Origin of the sequence: Citrobacter sp. Ct235, assembly GCF_030332305.1 — a bacterium.
Taxonomy (GTDB): Bacteria; Pseudomonadota; Gammaproteobacteria; order Enterobacterales; family Enterobacteriaceae; genus Citrobacter_A; species Citrobacter_A telavivensis.
In genome coordinates, this window is the sequence record NZ_JAOWIC010000049.1 from 956,668 (window position 1) to 980,261 (window position 23,594).

General features: G+C 51.8%; 23 protein-coding genes, 1 pseudogene and 1 riboswitch. Of the genes and pseudogenes, 15 read left to right on the forward strand and 9 right to left on the reverse strand.

The genetic code is table 11. The features are described 5' to 3' along the window. Positions 1–2: 2 nt before the first annotated feature. The 4 genes from sirB2 to hemA are packed head-to-tail and all read right to left on the reverse strand — an operon-like array spanning position 3 to position 3,601. Positions 3–395 (reverse strand): invasion regulator SirB2, encoded by a 393-nt coding sequence (gene sirB2 / locus OGY35_RS21625; RefSeq protein WP_178823822.1) that lies wholly within the window; start codon positions 393–395, stop codon positions 3–5. Then, entirely contained in the window at positions 392–1,225 is an 834-nt protein-coding gene (gene prmC, locus OGY35_RS21630) for a peptide chain release factor N(5)-glutamine methyltransferase (protein WP_286633422.1), read from the reverse strand. Before prmC ends, sirB2 begins: the two co-directional genes overlap by 4 nt. Beyond that, positions 1,225–2,307 (reverse strand): peptide chain release factor 1, encoded by a 1,083-nt coding sequence (gene prfA, locus OGY35_RS21635; protein ID WP_046481068.1) that lies wholly within the window; start codon positions 2,305–2,307, stop codon positions 1,225–1,227. The genes prmC and prfA overlap by 1 nt, the downstream gene beginning before the upstream one ends. Before the next feature lie 37 nt (positions 2,308–2,344). Beyond that, complete coding sequence (gene hemA / locus OGY35_RS21640) at positions 2,345–3,601, reverse strand: glutamyl-tRNA reductase (protein WP_152404302.1); 1,257 nt, start codon at positions 3,599–3,601, stop codon at positions 2,345–2,347. A 201-nt stretch (positions 3,602–3,802) separates the two neighbouring features. On the opposite strand from hemA, the gene lolB reads away from it, so the two are divergent. From lolB to OGY35_RS21700, 12 genes are all read left to right on the forward strand, one after another. Continuing rightward, positions 3,803–4,426 carry a lipoprotein insertase outer membrane protein LolB gene (lolB, locus tag OGY35_RS21645; RefSeq protein ID WP_178823619.1) on the forward strand — a complete coding sequence of 208 codons (624 nt, stop codon included), beginning with the start codon at positions 3,803–3,805 and terminating at the stop codon, positions 4,424–4,426. Next, positions 4,423–5,274 (forward strand): 4-(cytidine 5'-diphospho)-2-C-methyl-D-erythritol kinase, encoded by an 852-nt coding sequence (gene ispE / locus OGY35_RS21650; RefSeq protein WP_286633423.1) that lies wholly within the window; start codon positions 4,423–4,425, stop codon positions 5,272–5,274. The genes lolB and ispE overlap by 4 nt, the downstream gene beginning before the upstream one ends. A 149-nt stretch (positions 5,275–5,423) precedes the next feature. Further along, positions 5,424–6,371 carry a ribose-phosphate diphosphokinase gene (gene prs, locus OGY35_RS21655; protein WP_001518537.1) on the forward strand — a complete coding sequence of 316 codons (948 nt, stop codon included), beginning with the start codon at positions 5,424–5,426 and terminating at the stop codon, positions 6,369–6,371. 255 nt (positions 6,372–6,626) lie between these two features. Then, complete coding sequence (gene dauA / locus OGY35_RS21660) at positions 6,627–8,306, forward strand: C4-dicarboxylic acid transporter DauA (protein ID WP_152404298.1); 1,680 nt, start codon at positions 6,627–6,629, stop codon at positions 8,304–8,306. Positions 8,307–8,452: 146 nt separating this feature from the next. After that, on the forward strand, positions 8,453–8,944 hold the full coding sequence (locus OGY35_RS21665; RefSeq protein WP_152406316.1) for a GNAT family N-acetyltransferase: 492 nt from the start codon (positions 8,453–8,455) through the stop codon (positions 8,942–8,944). 178 nt (positions 8,945–9,122) lie between these two features. Further along, positions 9,123–9,350, forward strand: a riboswitch (cobalamin riboswitch). A gap of 220 nt (positions 9,351–9,570) precedes the next feature. Further along, positions 9,571–10,623 (forward strand): ABC transporter substrate-binding protein, encoded by a 1,053-nt coding sequence (locus tag OGY35_RS21670; protein WP_152404296.1) that lies wholly within the window; start codon positions 9,571–9,573, stop codon positions 10,621–10,623. Positions 10,624–10,688: 65 nt separating this feature from the next. Beyond that, positions 10,689–11,756: a FecCD family ABC transporter permease gene (locus tag OGY35_RS21675; protein WP_353655498.1), complete on the forward strand. Its 1,068-nt coding sequence runs from the start codon at positions 10,689–10,691 to the stop codon at positions 11,754–11,756. Beyond that, positions 11,753–12,568, forward strand: a complete 816-nt coding sequence (locus OGY35_RS21680) for an ABC transporter ATP-binding protein (RefSeq protein ID WP_286633425.1) — start codon at positions 11,753–11,755, stop codon at positions 12,566–12,568. The genes OGY35_RS21675 and OGY35_RS21680 overlap by 4 nt, the downstream gene beginning before the upstream one ends. Before the next feature lie 11 nt (positions 12,569–12,579). Further along, complete coding sequence (locus tag OGY35_RS21685) at positions 12,580–13,020, forward strand: pseudoazurin (RefSeq protein ID WP_178826719.1); 441 nt, start codon at positions 12,580–12,582, stop codon at positions 13,018–13,020. 14 nt (positions 13,021–13,034) lie between these two features. After that, positions 13,035–13,586, forward strand: a complete 552-nt coding sequence (gene petA, locus OGY35_RS21690) for a ubiquinol-cytochrome c reductase iron-sulfur subunit (RefSeq protein WP_353655499.1) — start codon at positions 13,035–13,037, stop codon at positions 13,584–13,586. A 1-nt stretch (position 13,587) separates the two neighbouring features. Next, entirely contained in the window at positions 13,588–14,727 is a 1,140-nt protein-coding gene (locus OGY35_RS21695; protein ID WP_286633427.1) for a cytochrome b, read from the forward strand. Between the two features lie 2 nt (positions 14,728–14,729). Then, entirely contained in the window at positions 14,730–15,536 is an 807-nt protein-coding gene (locus OGY35_RS21700) for a cytochrome c1 (RefSeq protein ID WP_152754376.1), read from the forward strand. 69 nt (positions 15,537–15,605) lie between these two features. Here OGY35_RS21700 and ychH read toward each other — a convergent pair whose 3' ends face one another. Continuing rightward, on the reverse strand, positions 15,606–15,884 hold the full coding sequence (gene ychH, locus OGY35_RS21705) for a stress-induced protein YchH (protein ID WP_042318582.1): 279 nt from the start codon (positions 15,882–15,884) through the stop codon (positions 15,606–15,608). 275 nt (positions 15,885–16,159) lie between these two features. Here ychH and pth point away from each other — a divergent pair, with 275 nt between their 5' ends. From pth to OGY35_RS21720, 3 genes and pseudogenes are all read left to right on the forward strand, one after another. Then, a complete protein-coding gene (gene pth, locus OGY35_RS21710; RefSeq protein ID WP_152404289.1) occupies positions 16,160–16,744 on the forward strand; it encodes an aminoacyl-tRNA hydrolase in 585 nt (194 codons plus the stop codon). A 116-nt stretch (positions 16,745–16,860) separates the two neighbouring features. After that, the gene (ychF, locus tag OGY35_RS21715; RefSeq protein ID WP_046481078.1) at positions 16,861–17,952 is read left to right on the forward strand and encodes a redox-regulated ATPase YchF; all 1,092 of its coding nucleotides are present in this window, start codon (positions 16,861–16,863) and stop codon (positions 17,950–17,952) included. Positions 17,953–18,134: 182 nt separating this feature from the next. Continuing rightward, positions 18,135–18,301, forward strand: a pseudogene (locus OGY35_RS21720) (Arm DNA-binding domain-containing protein); the annotation flags it as partial. A gap of 222 nt (positions 18,302–18,523) precedes the next feature. Here the strand turns inward: OGY35_RS21720 and OGY35_RS21725 are convergent. From OGY35_RS21725 to OGY35_RS21740, 4 genes are all read right to left on the reverse strand, one after another. Continuing rightward, positions 18,524–19,042, reverse strand: a complete 519-nt coding sequence (locus tag OGY35_RS21725) for a hypothetical protein (protein WP_286633428.1) — start codon at positions 19,040–19,042, stop codon at positions 18,524–18,526. Between the two features lie 58 nt (positions 19,043–19,100). After that, positions 19,101–19,469 (reverse strand): tlde1 domain-containing protein, encoded by a 369-nt coding sequence (locus OGY35_RS21730; RefSeq protein WP_286633429.1) that lies wholly within the window; start codon positions 19,467–19,469, stop codon positions 19,101–19,103. Then, positions 19,469–19,960, reverse strand: a complete 492-nt coding sequence (locus OGY35_RS21735) for an Hcp family type VI secretion system effector (RefSeq protein WP_286633430.1) — start codon at positions 19,958–19,960, stop codon at positions 19,469–19,471. Before OGY35_RS21735 ends, OGY35_RS21730 begins: the two co-directional genes overlap by 1 nt. A 1,179-nt stretch (positions 19,961–21,139) precedes the next feature. Beyond that, positions 21,140–22,891 carry a methyl-accepting chemotaxis protein gene (locus tag OGY35_RS21740; protein ID WP_286633431.1) on the reverse strand — a complete coding sequence of 584 codons (1,752 nt, stop codon included), beginning with the start codon at positions 22,889–22,891 and terminating at the stop codon, positions 21,140–21,142. Between the last annotated feature and the right edge of the window lie 703 nt (positions 22,892–23,594).

Sequence of the window (23,594 nt, forward strand, 5' to 3'; positions counted from 1 at the left end):
ACTTACCCCAGTAACGGTATTTTTGTGGTGGCGAGTTTAATGATGATGTACAGCACCACCAGTGCCAGCGGGAACGCGATTAACCGCGCCTGCCGACTGCGCGCCCGACGGTAATCGAGCGCAATAAAACCCAAAACGATGTAAATGATAACTCCAAACAGCTTCTCAGTCAGCCATGTCCCCTGCTCCGTGAATGGCAGGATGTGCGTTTTAGCGATCAACCCCACGCCACTGAGCAGCAAAAAGGTGTCAACAACCGGCGGGACGACGCGCGTCCAGCGCGCGTGAGCCCGCGCAGAGTGACATTCACCCCACCCGAAGCGCAACACAAACAGACTAATGGAAAGCGCAATACTGATGAGGTGAACGCTGAGCAAGAGCGTAACGCTGTTCATGCAGGTTTACGTCCGAGCGTAATACGCTCGTTATCACCATAATCACGACAGGTTTCTACCGCCTGGTAGCCCGCGCGAATAAAGGCGTCACGTACGGCAGCGCCCTGCTGCCAGCCATGCTCGAGCAGCAGATAACCGCCGGCTTCCAGCCGCGTGCGCGATTGTTCGATGATGTGCACAATGTCGGCCATTCCGCCATCGCGGGCGACCAGGGCGGTCAGCGGCTCAAAGCGGACATCGCCCTGCGCCAGATGCGGATCCTGTTCGTCAATGTACGGCGGATTGCTGACAATCATCGCAAACTGCTGCCCCGACAAGGCGCTAAACCAGTCGCTTTGCTGGATATGAACATTGTGAATGGCCAGATGGGTGGCATTACGCTGCGCCAGTTCAACGGCCTCCGGCATCCTGTCAACCGCCGTGACCTCACAGTCAGGACGTTCAGACGCCAGCGCCAGCGCAATCGCGCCGGTGCCGGTACCGAGATCGAGAATACGGCACGGGCCTGACGGCAGACGCGCCAGCGCCTGTTCCACCAGACATTCGGTATCCGGACGCGGGATAAGCGTGGCGGGCGAGACAAACAGCGGCAATGACCAGAATTCGCGTACGCCGGTCAAGTGCGCAATGGGCTCCCCCTGTTTGCGACGCGCCAGTAACCTGTCCAGTTGTTCACGCTGGGCGTCGGTTATTGCCGTTTCACCAAATGCCAGGATGACCGTGCGCCCTTTTCCGGTCACGAATTCGAGTAAGATCTCGGCATCGCGGCGCGGGCTTTCACTCTCCTGTAGCTGGCTTATCGCCTCTCGTAACCAGTGCTGAAAATCCATTATTCCTGCTCGGACAGCGCCGCCAGCTGATCGGCCTGGTATTCCTGCACGATAGGCTCAATCAGCATATCCAGTTTGCCTTCCATCGCTTCATCCAGACGGTAGAGCGTCAGGTTGATGCGGTGATCGGTTACACGCCCCTGCGGGAAGTTGTAGGTCCGGTTACGGTCGCTGCGATCGCCGCTGCCCAGCAGGTTGCGACGCGTTGAGGCTTCTGCCTGCTGACGTCGTGCCACTTCGGCTGCGCGAATACGCGCGCCCAGCACCGACATCGCTTTGGCTTTGTTTTTGTGCTGCGAACGTTCGTCCTGACACTCCACCACAATGCCGGTCGGCAGGTGGGTGATACGGATGGCGGAGTCGGTGGTGTTAACGTGCTGGCCACCCGCCCCGGAGGAGCGGAAGGTATCAATACGCAGATCGGCCGGGTTGATATCCGGCAGTTCGGCTTCCGGTAACTCTGGCATCACCGCTACGGTACAGGCGGAAGTGTGGATACGTCCCTGCGATTCCGTGGCCGGTACGCGCTGCACGCGATGTCCACCGGACTCAAATTTCAGGCGACCATAGACGCCGTCGCCGCTGATCTTGGCGATAATCTCTTTATACCCGCCGTGCTCGCCTTCGCTGGCGCTCATGATCTCCACCCGCCAGCGGCGTGTTTCCGCATAGCGGCTGTACATGCGGAACAGATCGCCGGCAAACAGGGCGGCTTCGTCGCCGCCGGTCCCGGCGCGAACTTCCAGAAACGCATTGCGCTCATCGTCCGGATCTTTCGGCAGCAGCAGTACCTGTAACTGCTGTTCCAGTTGTTCACTCTTGTCTTTCGCTTCGCGCAGTTCTTCCTGCGCCATTTCACGCATTTCAGGATCGTCGAGCATCATTTGTGCCGTTTCGATATCGTCCTGAATCTGTTGCCAGTCCGTAAAACAGCGAGAAACATCGCTTAGTTGTGCATACTCACGCGACAATGCGCGAAAACGTTCCTGGTCTGCGATGGTTCCCGCATCACCCAGCAGCGCCTGAACTTCTTCATGGCGTTCATGCAGGGCTTCCAGTTTGGCAACGATAGAAGGCTTCATAGGCGTAAATGCACCTTGTAAAAAGAAGGGTGTGTTGCTACTCCAGCCCGAGGCTGTCGCGCAAAATATTCAGGCGTTCGTCATCCCCGTCACGGGCGGCCTGCTGAAGAGATTTGGTTGGTGCATGGATCAGGCGATTGGTCAGTTTCCATGCCAGATCCTGCATAATGGTTTGCGCGTCGCCGCCCTGTTCCAGAGCGGCCAGCGCTTTCGCGGTCAATTCATCACGTACCTGCTCAGACTGACTACGGTATTCACGAATGGTTTCACTGGCGCCCTGAGCGCGCAGCCAGGCCATAAACTCGCTGGTTTCCTGCGCGACAATCGTTTCGGCTTCCACCGCCGCGGCTTTGCGCTGCGCCAGGTTGTGCGAAATAATGCTCTGCAGATCGTCAACGCTATAGAGATAGGCGTTAGCCAGATTGCCGACTTCCGGTTCGACATCGCGCGGAACGGCGATATCCACCAGCAGCATCGGCTGATTGCGGCGGCTTTTCAGCGCGCGCTCCACCATTCCTTTGCCGATGATAGGCAACGGGCTGGCGGTTGAACTGATGATAATGTCGGCTTCACGCAGGCGTTCGTCGATGTCGCTGAGCGCGATGACTTCGGCACCCACTTCATCGGCCAGAACCTGTGCCCGCTCGCGGGTGCGGTTGGCGATGATCATCTTCTGCACTTTGTGTTCGCGCAGATGACGCGCCACCAGTTCGATGGTTTCGCCCGCGCCGACCAGCAGCACGGTAACCGTGGAGAGCGATTCAAAAATCTGGCGTGCCAGCGTACAGGCGGCAAAGGCAACGGACACCGCGCTGGCACCGATATCGGTTTCCGTACGGACTCGTTTGGCGACAGAGAAAGATTTCTGGAACATTCGCTCCAGCGCGCTGGCGTTCAGATGGCCTTTTTGCGAATCCGCAAAGGCCTTTTTCACCTGACCGAGAATTTGCGGCTCACCCAGTACCAGCGAATCCAGACCGCTGGCGACACGCATCAGATGGCTGACCGCGTCGTTATCCTGGTGCCAGTAGAGGCTGCTGCGCAGCTCCTCTTCGTTGAGGTTATGGTAGTCGCATAACCAACGAATCAGCGCCTCATGCAGATTGTCCTGCTCTTCCACACTAAGATACAGCTCCGTGCGGTTACACGTCGACAAGACCACACCGCCCTGCACCATTGGCTGCGCAAGCAGGCTTTCCAGCGCCTGATCGAGCGTATCCGGCGAAAACGTTACGCGTTCTCGCAGCGATACAGGTGCCGTCTTATGGTTAATGCCGAGCGCTAAAAGGGTCATGTCTGCGGGAGTAGTACCAGCGTTGATATGGTTAGTCTGCTCGCATCATACAGGATGCGCGGAATCAATAAAAGAGAGTGCCCCCTTTTGGAGTAATAGCTTGTCGCTTAAATTAAGATAACGTGAACGTAGACGATATACCCGCACAGCGCTAGCATTAAGGGTTATTATTGCAACGTATCACAAGGATTCGTCATCATTATGACCCTGCCTGACTTTCGCCTGATCCGCCTGCTTCCGCTGGCAAGCCTGGTTCTGACCGCCTGTACGCTCAACGCGCCGAAAGGCCCGGGGAAGAGCCCGGACTCTCCTCAATGGCGGCAGCATCAGCAGGATGTCCGTCAATTAAATCAGTATCAGACGCGCGGCGCGTTTGCCTATATTTCCGACGAACAGAAGGTCTATGCGCGCTTTTTCTGGCAGCAGACCGGCCAGGATCGCTATCGTCTGCTGCTGACCAACCCGCTTGGCAGCACCGAACTTGAACTGAATGCGCAGCCGGGTAACGTGCAGTTAATGGATAACAAAGGGCAGCGCTATACCGCTGACGATGCCGAAGAGATGATTGGCAAGCTGACCGGTATGCCGATCCCGCTGAACAGCCTGCGCCAATGGATCCTCGGCCTTCCGGGCGACGCCACCGACTACAAGCTTGACGACCAGTATCGACTGAGTGAAGTAAACTACCGCCAGGACGGCAAAAGCTGGAAGGTGGTCTACAGTGCGTACGACAGCAAGACTACTCCGGCGATGCCCGCCAATATGGAGCTTTCTGACGGCGCTCAGCGTATCAAGCTGAAAATGGATAACTGGATCGTGAAATGATGACCCACTGGCCCTCTCCGGCAAAACTGAATCTGTTTTTATACATCACCGGACGACGTGCGGACGGTTATCACACGCTGCAAACTCTGTTTCAGTTCCTTGATTATGGCGACACCATCAGCCTGGAGCCGCGCAGCGACGGCGAAATTCATCTCCTGACGCCGGTTGACGGCGTGGCGCATGAAGACAACCTGATCGTCCGCGCCGCGCGACTGCTGATGAAAACAGCCGCAGAGAGCGGTCGTCTGCCGGCAGGCAGCGGCGCAGATATCCGTATTGAAAAGCGTCTGCCGATGGGCGGAGGGCTTGGCGGGGGGTCGTCGAACGCAGCAACCGTGCTGGTCGCGCTGAATAACATCTGGCAGTGCGGTTTGTCGCCGGACGAGCTGGCCGCGCTCGGATTAACGCTGGGTGCTGACGTCCCGGTGTTTGTCCGCGGACACGCCGCCTTTGCTGAAGGCGTCGGAGAGCGCCTGACGCCGGTGGAGCCGGCCGAAAAATGGTACCTGGTGGTGCATCCGGGCGTCAGTATTTCTACGCCGATGATTTTTAACGATCCAGACCTCCCCCGCAATACGCCAAAAAGGTCAATAGAAACGTTATTAAAATGTGAATTCAGCAATGATTGCGAGGTTATCGCAAGAAAACGTTTTCGCGAGGTTGATGCGGCGCTTTCCTGGCTGTTAGAATACGCGCCGTCGCGCCTGACTGGTACAGGGGCCTGTGTCTTTGCTGAATTCGATACAGAATCTCGTGCCCGACAGGTGCTTGAGCAAGCCCCGGAATGGTTTAATGGCTTTGTGGCGAAGGGTGTCAACCTTTCTCCACTCCATCAATCCATGCTTTAGCCGGGCAAGCTGAGTTTCGGTGACAACGTCACCTTGTTCCAGACGTTGCATCGCGCTCTTTAATACACCGCATGGAGAGAGTCCTGCCTGGCCCGCACAGTTTTCGGCAAACTCTTTCCACCAATGGACGCATGCCTGAGGTTCTTCTCGTGCCTGATATGAAGCTTTTTGCTGGTAACGCCACCCCGGAACTAGCACAACGTATTGCCAACCGCCTGTACACTTCTCTCGGCGACGCCGCTGTAGGTCGCTTTAGCGATGGCGAAGTCAGCGTACAAATTAACGAAAATGTACGCGGTGGTGATATTTTCATCATCCAGTCCACTTGTGCTCCAACGAACGACAACCTGATGGAATTGGTCGTTATGGTTGATGCCCTGCGCCGTGCTTCCGCAGGCCGTATCACCGCCGTTATTCCTTACTTTGGCTATGCGCGCCAGGATCGTCGTGTACGTTCCGCCCGTGTACCGATTACGGCAAAAGTTGTCGCTGACTTCCTGTCCAGCGTTGGCGTTGACCGCGTTCTGACCGTCGACCTGCATGCTGAACAGATCCAGGGCTTCTTCGACGTACCGGTTGATAACGTATTTGGTAGCCCAATTCTGTTAGAAGATATGCTGCAGCTGAATCTGGATAACCCGATTGTGGTTTCTCCGGACATCGGTGGCGTCGTGCGTGCCCGCGCTATCGCTAAGCTGCTCAATGACACCGATATGGCAATCATCGACAAACGCCGTCCGCGTGCAAACGTCTCTCAGGTGATGCACATCATCGGTGACGTCGCTGGCCGTGACTGCGTACTGGTTGACGATATGATCGATACCGGTGGCACGTTGTGTAAGGCCGCTGAAGCGCTGAAAGAACGTGGTGCGAAACGCGTATTTGCTTACGCGACCCACCCTATCTTCTCAGGCAATGCAGCTAACAACCTGCGTAACTCAGTGATTGATGAAGTTGTCGTCTGCGATACCATTCCGCTGACCGACGAAATCAAAGCACTGCCGAACGTGCGTACATTGACCCTGTCGGGTATGCTGGCCGAAGCGATTCGTCGTATCAGCAACGAAGAATCTATTTCTGCTATGTTCGAGCATTAATCGAACCCGGTTCAAAAACCCGCTGCGGCGGGTTTTTTCGTCTGTAACCCTTATTTCTCCACAAAATCATTCAGGATGCATCGAGGCGGCAAGCGAATGAGTTCCCGGGAACGTACCGGTAGTACGTGACGGGGGCGAATGAAGGCAGCCAACAAAGAGACAATCGGAAGGATGAAGTGGAATGACTTAAGCCTCCTTCACCTGCCAACCAGCCTATGAGTTGACAGATGATGCGCTCATGGATGAAACATTATTGTGAACAGAATTTTTTCCTCACATGTGATGCCTTTCCGCGCCCTCATCGACGCTTGTTGGAAAGAAAAATATACCGCCTCACGGTTTAGCCGTGATGTGATTGCCGGGATCACCGTCGGGATTATTGCCATCCCGCTGGCGATGGCGCTGGCTATTGGGAGTGGCGTTGCGCCGCAGTACGGACTCTATACTTCCGCTGTGGCAGGGATAGTCATTGCCTTAACCGGGGGGTCGCGTTTTAGCGTCTCTGGTCCAACCGCCGCATTTGTGGTGATCCTCTACCCCGTTTCGCAGCAGTTTGGACTTGCTGGCCTGCTGGTGGCGACGCTGATGTCCGGGGTTTTTCTGATCCTCTTTGGCCTGGCCCGCTTCGGTCGCCTGATTGAGTACATCCCGGTTTCAGTGACCTTAGGTTTTACTTCAGGGATTGGTATCACCATTGGTACCATGCAAATCAAAGACTTCCTCGGTCTGCAGATGGCCCACGTACCGGAGCACTATCTGCAGAAAGTCGGCGCGCTGTTTATGGCTCTGCCGACCATCAACCTGGGTGACGCCGCCATCGGCGTGGTCACGCTGGGCACCCTGATTTTCTGGCCGCGTCTGGGCATTCGCCTGCCAGGTCACCTGCCCGCCCTGCTCGCCGGTTGCGTCGTCATGGGGATTGTCAACCTGCTGGGCGGACATGTTGCGACCATTGGTTCTCAGTTCCACTATATTCTGGCCGACGGCTCACAGGGTAATGGGATCCCGCAACTGCTGCCGCAGCTGGTGCTGCCGTGGAACCTGCCGGATTCTGATTTCACCCTGAGCTGGGATTCCCTGCGCGCTCTGCTTCCGGCGGCGTTTTCTATGGCGATGCTGGGGGCGATTGAGTCTCTGCTCTGCGCCGTGGTGCTCGACGGAATGACCGGTACCAAACACAAGGCCAACAGTGAACTGATCGGTCAGGGGCTGGGTAACATCGTCGCGCCCTTCTTCGGCGGGATTACGGCAACGGCGGCGATTGCCCGCTCGGCGGCGAACGTCCGCGCGGGCGCTACCTCCCCGATTTCCGCTGTGATCCACGCGCTTCTGGTGATCATGGCGCTGCTGGCGCTGGCGCCACTGCTCTCCTGGCTACCGCTGTCGGCGATGGCGGCTCTGCTGCTGATGGTGGCATGGAACATGAGCGAAGCCCACAAGGTGGTGGATTTGCTGCGTCACGCGCCCAAAGACGACATCATTGTGATGATGATGTGTATGTCGCTGACGGTGCTGTTTGACATGGTCATTGCCATTAGCGTCGGGATTGTGCTGGCCTCGTTACTGTTTATGCGCCGTATCGCGCGCATGACGCGACTGGCCGCGGTGAACGTTGAGGTGCCAGAGGATGTGCTGGTGCTGCGCGTGATAGGCCCGCTGTTCTTCGCCGCGGCTGAAGGATTGTTCACCGATCTGGAGTCGCGCATTGAAGGCAAGCGCATAGTCGTGCTGAAGTGGGATGCGGTGCCCGTGCTGGATGCCGGGGGCCTGGATGCCTTCCAGCGCTTTGTGAAAAGATTGCCGGAAGGGTGCGAACTGCGCGTGACAAACGTGGAATTCCAGCCGCTGCGCACGATGGCGCGCGCCGGTATTAAGCCGATTCCGGGACGCCTGACGTTCTTCCCGAACCGCGACGCGGCGCTGGCTGATTTGTAATCTCTGGCGGTTACCGGTCTGTTCCTGTACGGGCCGGTAACATTTTCCACTCTGCCCGCTGGTTTTCCTCTCCTGAGTTGTTATTATCCGTTTTCTGTTCCTGTGAATAAGAGTGGCAGTTCGTGATTCCCTTTACCTTACGTGAAATGACCGGAGATGATATTCCGGCGGTTCAGTTATTTCTGACCCAGCATTTGAATGAATTCTTTGCTGCTGGAAGACCTGTTCCTTCTGCCGGACAGGATGTTTTTCATCTGCAACAGCAGTATATTCAGCAGGAGCGGAATTTATTGCTTTGCGCCTGGAGCGAAAAGCATGAACTCATTGCTACCCTGGCCGTCTGCCAATATGACGACCGAATAGCTGAACTTCGCGGGCGTTATATTTTGAATGAAACGGCGGAAATTTGTCGCTGTTATGTGGACAAACGCTATCGCAGAAAAGGTATTGGCCGTCAGTTACTCGCTTTTGCTGAAACATTTTGTGAGCAGCACCAGTACACCCTATTATACTTGCATACCCACCATTTTTTACCGGGCGGATATTCATTCTGGAAACGTAATAATTTTCAGGTGGTGATGGATATGCACGATCACTGGCAATTAGTGCATATGGAGAGATCACATAAATTGGCATGACTAAGAATATTAATTGATCAATGTCAATCAATTCTCATTTAGCTTTTCATCACTACGTTTTGTTATCCCGAATTTTATTATTCAAAAAATTCTAACTAATTGAAATTTATGAATTAAATACTTTCACGCTCGATTATGCCCTCTCTTTACCCGGTGATTGATCTTGTTAACAAATGCCGATACAGTCCTTTCCGACAGCATTTCATTACACCAACATTGTAGTGAATAGGAATATGGTGCGGATTATTCTGATCCTATGCCATAACTGCCCCCGCAACTGTAGGCGGATGCAGAATATCCTCGTGCAGCATATTTTGTTGCAGGTCACTGTAAAGCGAATCTTTATGGGAAGGCCGATATTCTGATTACCGTGAGTCAGGAGACCTGCTGTCAAATTTATGCTCCATTGAGTGGACGGGATGGTCCATGGGATGATTTATTTGACATAAGTCACTGTGAAAAGGTGAATTGGTTTTCTGACTGAACCGCATACTTTCTTTATTTGCATAAAGTCATGCATAAATTTCACGATGTTATGTCATCTATCGTCATGAACTCTCCCGATATAAGGAACGACATAATCCATGACCAGACGTTCAGGTTCTGGCATGAACGGGATGATAATAATGCACGCTAATTTTACCTCTTTACCTTATAAAAAAACGCTTCTGGCTGTTGCTGGTGCCGCGCTGTTTCTTACTTCAGGTCTTTCTCATGCTGCAAAAACGGAATATCCATTGACGATTAAAAACTGCGGTCGGGATATCACGTTTAACGCGGCACCAAAACGTGTTGCCACCGTGGGACAAAACAGTACAGAGATCCTGTATGCACTGGGTCTGGCTGACCGCGTGGTGGGAACGTCGCTGTGGTTTGGACCGGTTCCCGACGCCTGGAAAGCGGCAAATGACAAAATTGCCGTGATTGCGCAAAACATCCCCAGTTTCGAAGGCATCATTGCCAAAAAACCGGATCTGGTCGCCAGCCAGTTCGAATGGCAAATCGGCCCCGCCGGTACCGTGGCGTCTTATGAACAGTTCAGCGAATTGAAGGTCCCCGTCTATACCGCACCGGCTGACTGCGCAAAAGATAACGAAGATGGTGGTGATGGCGTTCGCAAAGGGATGTTTGATATCGCGATGGTCTATCAGGAAGTCGCCGACTTAGCGACGATCTTCGACGTTCAGGATAAGGGTGACGAACTGATTGCCAGCCTTAAAGCGCGCGAAGCGGCAGCGAAAAACAAAATCGCCGGGATGGACAGCAACGTCTCCGCCGTCTTCTGGTTCTCCAGCGCCGACCTGCAACTTGATCCTTACGTCGCCGGGAAATTGGGACCTGCGGCCTGGATTGCGCAAACGCTGGGCGTCAAAAACGTCATTGATTCCGCCGAAGAGTGGCCGACTGTCGGTTGGGAAACTATCGCGAAAGCCCAGCCGTCGGTGATTGTGCTGGGGGAAATGAGTCGTCGTCGTTTCCCGGCCGATGACTGGCAGGTGAAAATGGATTACCTGAAATCCGATCCGGTCACCCAACTGATCCCCGCCGTAAAAGCCAATCATTTACCGGTGATTGACGTGCAGACCATGAATGCCGGTATCAGAACCATTGACGGTGTTGAAAAGCTGGCGGATGCCCTGGTTGAGTACGGCTTAGCGCATCCTCAGGCCGCGCATTAATCCTCGTTTTGCGCCAGACCCCGACGGGCCCGGCGCGTTTTATGCACTCCGAAACGCAGGTCACTATGAGCGATTTACGCAGGACGCGTCACGCCGTCAGTCGGTTAGCGGTCAATGTTTGCGGTCACGCCCTCTGGGTTAGCGTGCTGATGTGCGGTGTCCTGCTGGCGGGGATCGCCATTGGCGAGACGTTTATTCCCTGGCAGCACGTGCTCAACACGCTGGCAAACCGTTTGTTTGATACTCACTATCCGGTTGATGCGCTGGACGCCGGGATCGTCTGGAACTATCGCCTGACCCGAGCACTGGTTTCTGCCAGTTGTGGCGCTTGTCTGGCCGTGTCGGGCGTGGTTTTACAGTCATTACTGCGTAATGCACTTGCCGAGCCCTATCTGTTGGGCATTTCAGCCGGCGCGTCTACCGGGGCGGTGCTGGTTGCGCTGACCGGACTGGGCGCGGGCATGATAAGCATGTCGTTCGGCGCATTTATCGGCGCCCTGACCGCCTTTCTGTTTGTGGCCCTGCTGGCCGTCGCAGCGGGCGGCAGGCAAGGTGGTGGCATAACCACGCAAATCATTCTCGCCGGTATCGCCAGTTCACAACTGTTCAATGCGCTGACTTCACTGATCATCACCCGCTCCGCCAACGCGGAACAGGCGCGCGGCATTATGTTCTGGTTACTCGGGAATCTGAGCGGTGTCCGCTGGCCGGACGTGATACTGGCGGTCCCCACCGCGCTGGTTGGCGTCGCGATATGCTTTTGCTATGCCCGTCATCTGGATGCCTTCTCCTTTGGCGCAGAGTCCGCAGCATCGCTGGGTATTCCGGTGAAACGCACCCGCGGCGTGCTGATTGCCGCCGTGACCGGTATGACGGCCATTATGGTCTCCATCGTCGGCGCCATTGGCTTTGTGGGACTGGTGATCCCCCACGCCGCCCGCCTGCTGGTGGGCAATCAGCATCATCGGCTGCTGCCCGTCAGCGCGCTGATCGGCGCGATTTTCCTGATCGTCGCCGATGTTATTTCCCGCACGCTGCTCCCCGGACAAGTTCTGCCCATCGGTGTTATCACGGCGCTGGTTGGCGCGCCCGCGTTTTCAATTATCCTGATCAGAGGAAACCAGGCGAAATGACCGTCAATCCTGTACCGACGCCCGTTGCGGCTGGTGAGGCCATCATTCAGGCGCAGCGTCTGCACTGGCAGGTGAAAGGCAAAGTGATTGTCAATGATGTCTCACTCAGCGTAGCGCCGGGTGAGTTTGTCGGCATTATCGGCCCTAATGGATCCGGTAAAACATCGCTGATTTCACTGCTGGCCGGTCTGCTGAAACCCTCAGCCGGCCACATCCTGTTGCAGCAAAAGTCGCTGCACCGCTATTCACGCCGTCAACTGGCCCAACAGGTTGCTCTGGTTGAACAGCAGGCGGAAACCAGTGAACGCCTGACCGCGCTGCAGGCCGTCTCACTGGGACGCACCCCGTGGCTTAGCCTGCTGAATCCGTGGTCGGAAAACGATGACGACATCGTCCAGACCATGCTGGAGAAAGTCGATCTTCAGCATCTTCGCCACCGCTGCTGGCACACCTTTTCCGGCGGCGAGAAGCAACGTCTGCACATTGCCCGCGCCCTCGCGCAGCAGCCACAACTGTTACTGATGGACGAACCCACTAACCATCTCGACATTCAGCATCAGATTGGCCTTCTCAGTCTGGTGAAACGCGAAAAGCTGACCGTTGTCGCCGCCCTCCACGATCTCAATCATGCCGCCATGTTCTGCGATCGCATCATCGTGATGAACGCCGGTCGTCTGGAAATGCAGGGCCGTCCCTGCGCCATTTTCACCCGCGACAATCTCCGCGCCTGGTTTGGTATTGACGCCATCGTCGAACGCGATCCCCACGGCGCTAGCTGTTTTATTCGTTATCAAAAGCCTGAAGGAACCTAAGGAAGATCCCCATGAAATATGTCAAACAGAGCCTGAACGCATTGTGTCTGCTGGCCCTCACCGCCTCCGCTTTCGCGCAAACTCACGAAGTGCTGATGAAGAATCGCGGCTCAGCGGGACCCATGGTCTATGAGCCGGACTATCTGGAGATTCAACCCGGCGACACGGTGAAGTTTATCCGCAAGCATAAAAGCCACAATGCCGCCTCAATTGCTGAGCTGTCCCCTGCCGGGTACCCGGGATTTATCGGCAAAATCGATGAGGAGATCGCGGTGAAATATGACGACGCGGGATTCTACGGCATTAAATGCACCCCGCACTATGCACAAGGGATGGTGATGCTGATCAAAGTTGGCGACGCCACCCTGCCGGACACCTACCGCGAGTTTAAAGCCCCCGGGATCGCCGATAAGCGCTTCCAGGAGATCTATTCGCGCATTGATAAACAGTAAGGGAGAGCGCTGTGGTGGTGGAGAACAAACCGTCAGATGATGATATTCAGGAACAACGACGCAACTGCCTGTGTAAATTGACAAAATTTGCTGCCGCGGCGGGGGTGACCGCCGCCGTCTGGCCGCTGATTTCCGCACTAGGCCCTGACGAAACGGCCCGCGGGGAAAATGAGCCGATAGACGTCTCACTGGCGGGTGTCGCCGCCGGGCAAACCGTCAGACGCCTCTGGCAGGGAAAGTTAATCCTCATCCATCACCGCACGCCGGAAGAGATTGCCGCTGCCCGGACCGGTGACCACAGCGCGCTTATCGATCCGCAGTCGGACAGTGAACGGGTCACGCCAGACCATCCGCAGTGGCTGGTCGTTCAGGGATACTGTCCACATGCCGGCTGCGTACCCAATGCCAGGCCCGGCGGACAGGGCTGGGTTTGTCCGTGCCACGGTTCGGAGTTTGATACTTCCGGACGGGTCACGCGCGGGCCCGCAACGGCCAACCTGGCGGTTCCCGAGTACGCCTTTCACCCCGATGGCCTGACCGTGCGAATTGGCGCTAAGGACGCGTGAGATGATCCGTTGGCGCATTCCTTTCCCACGCTCCATCGCCGGTGTATGGCTATTCGCCATCGGCGCGATCCTGCTGGTAATGCTCGGGATACAGATCCTGACCGGCATCGTGCTGGCGATGTTTTACGTCCCGACGGCAGAACTGGCGTTTGATTCCATCATTCACATCATGCGCGCAGTGAGCCACGGAGAACTGCTGCGCAATATGCACGCCATCGGGGCATCGCTGTTTTTCTTCGCCTGCTATCTGCATATTTTCCGGGGCATGTATTACAACGTCTACCGCAGACCGTACATAACGATGTGGATGATTAGCGTCACGCTTTACGTGCTGCTGATGATCACCGCGTTTCTCGGCTACAGTCTGATTTGGGGGCAAAAAAGTTACTGGGCGGCGACGGTCATCACCCGTTTCGCCCGCGCCATTCCGGTAGTGGGAGACGGACTGTACACCTTCCTGGTGGGTGGTTATGCGCCTGGAACCCCCACGCTGGGACGCTTTTACGTTCTGCACTTTATTCTTCCCTTTGCCGTCGTGGTGATGACGATTTTCCACGTCCGCACGGTACAGTCGGCATTTGCCCACGCGATGAAACGGACCTTCAGCGAAAAGGCGTCACGCAGTCTGTTTTTTGATTATCGAATCACGGATTCTGATGCCATCAAAATCACGCTCTTTCTGATGCTGTTCACCTGGTTTTTGTTTTTCGCGCCGCATTATCTGAGTAGCGCGGATAACTTCATCCCGGCGGATCCCACGGTCACTCCGGCAATTGTCGCCCCGGAATGGTACTTTCTCCCGTTCTTTTCCATTCTGCGCTGTTTTCCAGATGAACGCGTCGGGCTGGCGGCCATGTGCGGCGCGGTACTGATCTTCTACCTTCTCCCCTGGCTGGATACCTCCCGCGCGCGTTTTCGCCACTACAGCAAATGGGTGAAAGGGGGGTTCTGGCTATGGGTGCTGAACCTCTGTTTTCTGGGATGGCTGGGATCGAAAGCGCTGGTTGGCCCCGATCTGACGGAAGGCATTCGTAATGAAGAGGGCTGGATCCGCGCGGCATCGCAGCTGTCGACACTCGGCTATTTCGCCTGGTTTTTATTGGTGCTGCCCTGTCGGCGTTTTCTGGAAAAGCAGGACTGAAGATGATAAGACAATTATTCAGATACAGCATGCTGTGGATGGTATTCTGCGTGATGGGGTCGGTATTCGCACAAGACGCCGTACCGACACGACAGGACTGGCGCTTCAGCGGCCTTGCCGGTGAATATGATAAGGCGCAACTGCGGCGCGGTTTGCAGGTCTATGAAGAGAAGTGCCGGGCTTGTCACAGCATGAAATACCTGACGTTTCGCACACTGACGAAACCCGGTGGCCCGGAACTGACGACAGAAGAGGCAAAAAGCCTCGCCAGCGGCTATGTATTCCCGACTATCCAGGATGACGGTCAGCCCGGCGAGCGGGACGGCACCCTGAATGACAGTTTTATTTCGCCTTACCTGAATGAGCAGGAAGCGAGATATCTGAATAACGGCGCCCTGCCCGTGGATTTGAGTTATATCGTTCGCGCCCGTACGTACGATCGCGGCTTTCCGCAATTTCTGCTGGACGCGTTTATGCCTTACTCTGAGCAAGGGGCGGATTACCTCTTCGCACTCTTAACCGGTTACCTGCCCGACGATCCGGAAATGAAAGCCAATCGCTACTATCCGGGTGGCGTGATTAACATGCCAAAGCCGCTGGCGGATGGCGAAATCGAATGGCAAACAGACGCGCATGTCGCGCAAACGGAAGAACAGTACGCACGGGATGTGACGGCCTTTCTGGTTTGGGCAGCCGATCCTGAACGGCAGACGAGAACACATCAGGGAATTTACGTGATGGGCTATCTCACCGTGATACTGGCGTTGTTGTGGATGTTACGACGAATGAAAAGACGCGCACAAAACTAAGCGCGAGAAAGAAACCGCACTCTGACCAGTCAGCCTCATGCTGGCTGGTCATTATCTTGCAGCTAAGCGTTAGCTGTGACGACGATTATCGTTACGACGGCAACGTTTATCGTAGTGGCGCACCCACCAGTAACGATCGCTGACCTGCTCATGCCCCCCTACGCGGGCACCCGCCAGCCACAGAATGGCGCCGACGAAGATACTGAGCACTGCGCCATGAGCGAAAAATTGTGGCAGGTTAAATTGCGGTAACTGGTTTAAAATGGAATAACCCACGCCACCCACCATGACCACTAGCCCCAAACCCATGAGAACATTACCGAGTAACGAAGCGTTTTTGCGTTTCATATGTCACCTCCGGAACCTTTGGGTTGCTTCAGGGAATACCCCTAATCCTTATGTGTAAAGTATAGACAACACACCACTTTGGTAGTGCGCCTGCGATCACAATTACTGGCCATTATTCAACAAAACTTTACAAATAACCCCCTGAACATCTTGACTTTCCAATAATCAATGTTGGCAATTATTCAGTTTTCGTGTGAAGTCACACGGTTCTTTGTCAAGCGGGACGACAGACAGTAAACTACGCGCCAGTTATTGAAACACTCAGGATAGAAAACGTGACGATTAAACTGATTGTCGGCCTGGCGAACCCCGGCGCTGAATATGCAGCCACCCGACATAATGCGGGCGCATGGTACGTCGATTTACTGGCAGAGCGGTTGCGCGCCCCCCTGCGCGAAGAGCCGAAATTCTTCGGCTACACCTCCAGAGTCAGTCTGGAAGGTGAAGATGTCCGTTTGTTAGTTCCCACCACGTTTATGAATCTGAGCGGCAAAGCGGTCGGCGCGATGGCGAGTTTTTATCGCATCAATCCTGATGAAATTTTAGTGGCCCACGATGAACTGGATCTTCCGCCTGGCGTGGCGAAGTTTAAACTCGGTGGGGGTCATGGCGGACACAACGGGCTGAAAGACATTATCAGCAAGCTCGGCAATAACCCTAACTTTCATCGCTTACGTGTCGGAATCGGCCATCCGGGCGACAAAAATAAAGTTGTCGGCTTTGTGTTAGGCAAACCGCCTGTTTCTGAACAGAAGTTAATTGACGATGCAATTGACGAAGCGGCACGTTGCACCGAGTTATGGTTCAAAGAAGGTTTGACCAAAGCAACGAACCGATTGCACGCCTTTAAAGCGCAATAAGCAGTGATGTGCGGCATTTTTGCCGTACGCCGTGTATAATAGGCAGAGTTATTTCCATTTCTACAATCTGTTCTCTGCAACAGGTTGATTATCAAGATATTAAGGTGATTTAAATCATGGGATTCAAATGCGGTATCGTCGGTTTGCCCAACGTCGGGAAATCCACCCTGTTCAACGCGCTGACCAAAGCCGGTATTGAAGCGGCAAACTTCCCATTCTGTACGATTGAGCCGAATACCGGCGTCGTGCCGATGCCCGACCCGCGTCTGGACCAGTTGGCTGAGATCGTCAAACCGCAGCGTATCCTGCCGACCACAATGGAATTTGTTGATATTGCCGGTCTGGTTAAAGGCGCATCCAAAGGTGAAGGTCTGGGTAACCAGTTCCTGACCAACATTCGTGAAACCGAAGCGATCGGCCACGTGGTTCGCTGCTTCGAAAACGACAACATCATTCACGTTTCGGGCAAAGTGAACCCGGCGGAAGATATTGACGTTATCAACACCGAGCTGGCTCTGGCGGATCTCGATACCTGCGAACGCGCAATTCACCGCGTGCAGAAGAAAGCCAAAGGCGGCGATAAAGATGCGAAAGCCGAACTGGCGGCACTGGAAAAATGCCTGCCGCAACTCTCTGAAGCCGGCATGCTGCGTTCTCTGGATCTGACGGAAGAAGACAAAGCGGCGATCCGCTACCTGAGCTTCCTGACCCTGAAACCAACCATGTATATCGCTAACGTCAACGAAGACGGTTTCGAGAACAACCCGTATCTCGATCAGGTGCGTGAAATTGCCGCGAAAGAAGGCTCCGTCGTGGTTCCGGTTTGTGCGGCTGTTGAAGCCGACATCGCCGAACTGGATGATGACGAGCGCGACGAATTCATGCAGGAACTGGGGCTGGAAGAACCGGGCCTGAACCGTGTGATCCGTGCTGGTTATAAGCTGCTGAATCTGCAAACCTACTTCACCGCAGGCGTGAAGGAAGTGCGTGCATGGACCATCCCTGTCGGCGCGACGGCTCCGCAGGCAGCGGGCAAAATCCATACTGACTTTGAGAAAGGCTTTATCCGCGCGCAGACCATCGCGTTTGACGACTTCATCACCTACAAAGGTGAACAGGGCGCGAAAGAAGCCGGTAAGATGCGTGCCGAAGGGAAAGATTACATCGTTAAAGATGGCGATGTGATGAACTTCCTGTTCAACGTCTAAATAAAATTTGTTGTCTCATGAGGTTTCATCTAATCTCATAAGAATCTAAAAAAACCATAAAATCCACGCAATTGCGTGGATTTTTCATTTCACGATGTCTCAACTCATCTCGTAACAACGCTGTCAAAAATGAGTACATGGATGAGTACAACATTCTTCCATCTTCGTTTTAAGTGAGTACAATGCCGTACTCCAAGCCTAAAGAAAAACTCTATCAACTCAATGAATTCAACGATCTGTACCCGGAAATCAAACCTAACGGCAAAAAAGCATGACGCTATCGGTTTAAATTCAACGGTAACTCCAGCATGTTTGCGTTGGGTGAGTCCCAACAGTAAAGTTGTCTGATATTGGACACTGGTTACACCAACACCTAATAATTTCCCAAACAGACTTCAGCACTCATAATATAGGTGTTCCCCTATAACATCTATAAGCCATGAATTTAGGGATTGCCACTATTTTAATGGCAAGAAAAATTCTATAATCAATACGATGAAGAATATAGAGAAATTCTATAGCCAGGTTATTACCTCTTCATTATAACTCCCTGACTGTTGTTAGAACCTTATTAATCAGTAGTACCCTGACTGATAGACACTCCTTGTACCTTCCCATTTTTAAGATAGTACATAATGCTGTTGCGCTGGGTATATCCATCTGATTTGTTGATGTCCTTGTAGTACATAACTATATCCTTTCCAGGCTTATTGTTAAAGAAAACCCCTATTTCTTCCTTAGAAGCATTTAACATAGGACTATTAATGGATACCTGCAACTTACCGTTGTAAGCAGTACAAACTGCCCCATCTTTTGCTAAAGAGATTGCTGTTAAATCTCCACTCCCCATTTCGTTATCAGAGATAAACCAGTAATTGATATCTTTGGATTTAAGGCAAATCCAGGAAGACAAATTATCTTTATTTACTTTAACGCCTACATTCTTAGCAATAGACTCTACCGTACTAACTTCAAACTTATACCTGGCAGATCCTACAACAATAATAGGTGTTAGGTCTTTGTCTGTCGCATGGTTATCCGAATAGGTTTCAGTAATATCATCATAATACCTTGCACCAAATCCCGTCATTTGGGTTGCCCCGCATGTACAGGCAACCAAACATAAGAATAGTAAGTTGCATCTCATATCAGTCTTCCACGACCAAGATTTTATCCGTGCTGTCATTAATAGTTTTACGTCCCGATAGATTTAAGATGATACATCCGTCAGATGCCTGAGTTGGATGTGCGACACTATTCCCGTGAATCATAAAACCGTCACGGCCGCACATCTGATTTTCAATGAAAGGTGTAAGCCTCAGCGTATATGCTTTTGTTCGTGGGTGGTTGAAAGCAGGACCTATTGTGTAAGTCCCCCTGGGTAAAGGTCCTTTATTGATTACACATTCATTTGCAGAATCATTCCAAAATTCCGGTCTACCTGAGTATTCGACATCGAATTGAAATGTACCATCCAGGTAAAATTTATGTACACTAACCTTATATACCCACGGCATTATGCAGCCTCCTTGCTATTCCAGGGATCAGAGTGAATTGTATTCCCATCGAGGTAATGCCACGTTATCTTTTCATAGGCTAAATAAAATGCTTCAAGATGGTTGTGTTTCTCATAATGTGGGTTCTTAATATCCATCATCAGGGGTTCAATTTCATTTACCCTAACATTTTCCATTGTCACCCGAAAATACTCTTCTTCCTGTCCATTATAGTTTATCCGATAGAACTTTAAGATAGCTTCCTTGAACTTCCTACCCGTAGATAGTCCCTTATATAAGTAAGGTGAGGCACAGTCAGTTTCTTTAATCAAAAAGTAATCACAGTGTACACGTTTGCATGTAATCTTACCCGTGAGGTTATCTATAGGTAGCTCTACACCATGCATTAGCTCTACAATCTCAATAGAGCCCTCCCTACCCCGCACATCGACAGAGCCTTTAACTAAATTACCTGCGTCATCTTTAAGCCACAAATAAACAGGAATTGCCATTTCTACTATCCTTATCTAAATTCATTAATAACTGAAAGGAGCCAAAGTATCAACACAACTCACAAAAACATTTCAATGACCTTCGCAGACTATGGTTCAAGTAATGCTATACAAGCTATAGAACTAACAATTAATAACCCCCTCGATAACAAATTAAATATCCCATTGAGAATTCATATTTTTCCTGGCAAAAAACATTAAAAACAAATACAATCGTCATAATAGATATAAATGCAAGGACTATGGCGATTATTATTTCCCGCCAAGTATCAATCAAGGAAAAGTACAGTGCAACCCGGCTAGCACTAATAATATTTAGAATCATTGAGGAGATTTCAATCAAGCACCCGGCAAATTCCTTTTCCTGAGTCATATGCCTGTATTATCCGACCAACTTATGTCTGATGTTAAAAGCATAAGTATCGATAAGCACATTTACCCCCCTTTTCAACTTTATAGATAAAACCAATCCCTTATACGCGAGTGTAAGGCCAAACCCTGTATTGTCTATTGCTATTATGTGTCTTTCTTAAAATATTTGTGCAATTGTATTTCTAAGCAGCAAAACATTAGTTCTGTGCCTCAACGTATAACGTATTGGCAATCAATACTTCTTTTTCAGCTTAAGACAGGGATGGCGCCAGCTTATTTCACGGTTGTTCTCCACCCCATCATGCCAGAGAATTACGTGGAAATGATGGCCTCATTCTTGATAACTCAGGGGATGGGTCTTAGGTAAACGTTGTAGCAATCGACTTCCCAGGCCGATTGCTATTGTTTTAATCGGTATGGTAATAGCACAAAAAGACGCTGTTTAAACAGTCCGCTCATCCAAACATAACTATCTCGCAAGAAGAGCCCCCTGGAATTGCTATGCAAAATTCGAGCATCAGGAAGTGAATATCGTTTAAGCACTAATAGTGCAGATATCATTATCAATGCCAGATCAAAAAATATGGAAAAAAAATAACAAATCACCACTTTTACCAAAATGGGTACAAAGGTGAGGACAAACCAAAAAAATAAAAGACGATTTAATCAAATCAATAAGATACACAACAAATCACGATTCAACGTCTAAGTAAAATATGCCGTCTTATGAGGTTTCGCTGAATCTCATAAGAATCGCAAAAACCATAAAATCCACGCAACTGCGTGGATTTTTAATTTCTATAGTGCTCAGAAAGTTTCCCAGTTGTCTGTTTCCGAAGCTATCTTTTTGGACAACACATATTTTTCGCCATTATTCCTTTCCCTCAGGTGACTAACACGTTTTTCTGAGGCCATGTTTACGGCTTGTTTTCCTTCCTCATTCAGACTGAACACGCTGACCATATCCTGGAGTACACGGGATTGTTCCTGCATTGAAGAGGCTGCGGCGGCTGACTCTTCAACGAGCGCGGCATTCTGCTGTGTGGTGGTATCAATCTGTCCCATCGCACTGTTGATTTGAGCAATCCCATCACTCTGCTCCCGGCTCGCTTGCGCGATTTCCTCAATCAGTTGCGTCATGTTCTGGACGTTGGTAACAATTCCCGTCATGCCGCCATCTGCTTTTTCAACCAGGTTGCGGCCAGAGGCAATTCGGGAGACTGAGTCATCGATCAATTCCTTAATTTCACGAGCCGCTGACGCACTGCGTTGCGCCAGTGTACGGACTTCTCCAGCCACCACAGCAAAACCACGTCCGGACTCACCCGCTCGCGCGGCTTCCACTGCAGCATTCAGCGCCAGAATATTGGTCTGGAAGGCTATACCATCAATAACCTGGATGATGTCAGCCATTTTTGATGAGGAATCGTAAATTTCCTGCATTCGGGAAGACACTTCACTCATCACAGCGCCATTCTGTTTCACGACAGATGCTGTCTCACTCACGTAACGATGCGCCTGCGCCGTATTTGCTGCTGTATTGTTAATCGTTGCCGTCAGCTCTTCCAGAGTCGAGGCGGTCTCTTCCACCCCTGCCGCTTGCTCTTCCGTGCGAGATGCCAGATCGGTGTTACCACTATTAATTTCAGCCGCGGCTAACGCTATGCTGTCAGCCCCTTCACGGACTTTGCGTACCGTATTACGCAGACTCTCCGTCATTTCCCTCAGGGAGAGCATCAGTTGTCCAAGCTGGTCTCGGGATTCCACTTTAACCTCGATGCCCAGATTACCGGACGCCACTTCCCGGGCCACATGAACGGCAGACAACAATGGGCGAGTTATCCCGCGAGTGATAAACCACGCCAACAGACTGCCGACGAGAATAGCGATGACACCAAGAACAATCAGAGCCTGAATTGCTGCCGAGCCATTCCCCTGAATGGAATCAGCGGCTTCATCAATTTGTGCTTTATCGTAATCTTCCAGTGCTTTTACGCTGCCGGAATAGACCTCCATGGCGGGAATGAGTTTCTCGCGAATAAATGCATTGGTGGCGTCACCATTCCCTTGTTCGCTAATGCGAATCGCCTCATTGCGAATATCGATGTACAGTTTTCTTTTCTCAGCCACGGTCGCCAGGAGTGACTTACCCGTATCAGAGACAATTAATTCTGTCAGTTCCTTCTGAATGGCACTCACGCGCTCTGTCACCACTTTCATTTTTGACTGGGCAAACTTTTTAATTCCCTCATCAGAGGAAGTCAGTACAGACAACCCCATCGCGCCGTTATAGTCAATTGCCGCCCCCCACGCCCCCGTGAGACGCTCCAGAACCAGCAATCTGTCCGTAATAGCATGGGTCTCTTTCAGGATGCCATTTAATTTAACGATACCCGTTACAGCCATAATAACGACAAGGGTGAGAACAATACTGAAGCCAGCCCCCATTCGGGTACCAACGCCAAAATTATTTATTTTCATCTGCTGTCTCATACAAAAAAAGTCACCTTTTCCCTGCCCCCTGTTGAAAAAATCAGAACAATGCCAGGAACGTTCCACTTAAGGATGGGATTGAGCTAACATATTGAAATTGATCATGTTTTAAACATGTGCCAGCGTATCTATCGGCAGAAAGGGGGCGGACTTTAACGTGTTAATTCTCTTAAAAAGCATTGACATTTTGAAACAAGACAGAAGGTCGATTATAAAACAGACAGTATCATGTTGTTTTTTAATTGAAAAAGACAACTCTATGTTTATCTCATAATTTACAAACTGGAAACAGAAGAATAAAAAAGCAACAACCGATTCCATATTAATCTAAAGATAACAACTTAACCAATATCCATTCATTGCATAAAAAATAATTAACATTGATATTAATGCAGTACAATAAAAATAAATCACCACCATTATTAAGTAACAGGCTTTAATCAATTGAAAGTTTCAGAAAGGATGGATTGATATTTTTACGCCACAAACCTGAATTGATTATCATCTGTCACCAGAAAATCCCCCTGGGTGTAGCGTGCGTTCGGTGCTATGCGTGAACATTGATTCAACAATTTTGTTCAGGCAAAGAAAATCATCAATGAATGCCGGCATGACGATAACGAATACAAACCACTTTCAGCACTGAATTATCAGACGCCACCTGAGTTTACAACAAGCTGCTAAAACGGGAGTTACAACGCTTTGGTTCGATATCATCTTTTCAATGCCCGATTCTCAAGACTGAAATCCTTAGCTGTTCGTCCCGTTT

Coding starts and splice junctions, on each gene's coding strand:
- OGY35_RS21665 (WP_152406316.1), top strand. CDS start 8,453: ATGACCGGAGATGATATTCCGGCGGTTCAGTTATTTCTGACCCAGCAT.
- OGY35_RS21695 (WP_286633427.1), top strand. CDS start 13,588: ATGATCCGTTGGCGCATTCCTTTCCCACGCTCCATCGCCGGTGTATGG.
- OGY35_RS21700 (WP_152754376.1), top strand. CDS start 14,730: ATGATAAGACAATTATTCAGATACAGCATGCTGTGGATGGTATTCTGC.
- prfA (WP_046481068.1), bottom strand. CDS start 2,307: ATGAAGCCTTCTATCGTTGCCAAACTGGAAGCCCTGCATGAACGCCAT.
- OGY35_RS21730 (WP_286633429.1), bottom strand. CDS start 19,469: ATGCCGTGGGTATATAAGGTTAGTGTACATAAATTTTACCTGGATGGT.
- ychF (WP_046481078.1), top strand. CDS start 16,861: ATGGGATTCAAATGCGGTATCGTCGGTTTGCCCAACGTCGGGAAATCC.
- ychH (WP_042318582.1), bottom strand. CDS start 15,884: ATGAAACGCAAAAACGCTTCGTTACTCGGTAATGTTCTCATGGGTTTG.
- ispE (WP_286633423.1), top strand. CDS start 4,423: ATGATGACCCACTGGCCCTCTCCGGCAAAACTGAATCTGTTTTTATAC.
- prmC (WP_286633422.1), bottom strand. CDS start 1,225: ATGGATTTTCAGCACTGGTTACGAGAGGCGATAAGCCAGCTACAGGAG.
- hemA (WP_152404302.1), bottom strand. CDS start 3,601: ATGACCCTTTTAGCGCTCGGCATTAACCATAAGACGGCACCTGTATCG.
- OGY35_RS21725 (WP_286633428.1), bottom strand. CDS start 19,042: ATGACGGGATTTGGTGCAAGGTATTATGATGATATTACTGAAACCTAT.
- sirB2 (WP_178823822.1), bottom strand. CDS start 395: ATGAACAGCGTTACGCTCTTGCTCAGCGTTCACCTCATCAGTATTGCG.
- OGY35_RS21670 (WP_152404296.1), top strand. CDS start 9,571: ATGCACGCTAATTTTACCTCTTTACCTTATAAAAAAACGCTTCTGGCT.
- lolB (WP_178823619.1), top strand. CDS start 3,803: ATGACCCTGCCTGACTTTCGCCTGATCCGCCTGCTTCCGCTGGCAAGC.
- OGY35_RS21675 (WP_353655498.1), top strand. CDS start 10,689: ATGAGCGATTTACGCAGGACGCGTCACGCCGTCAGTCGGTTAGCGGTC.
- OGY35_RS21735 (WP_286633430.1), bottom strand. CDS start 19,960: ATGGCAATTCCTGTTTATTTGTGGCTTAAAGATGACGCAGGTAATTTA.
- OGY35_RS21685 (WP_178826719.1), top strand. CDS start 12,580: ATGAAATATGTCAAACAGAGCCTGAACGCATTGTGTCTGCTGGCCCTC.
- OGY35_RS21680 (WP_286633425.1), top strand. CDS start 11,753: ATGACCGTCAATCCTGTACCGACGCCCGTTGCGGCTGGTGAGGCCATC.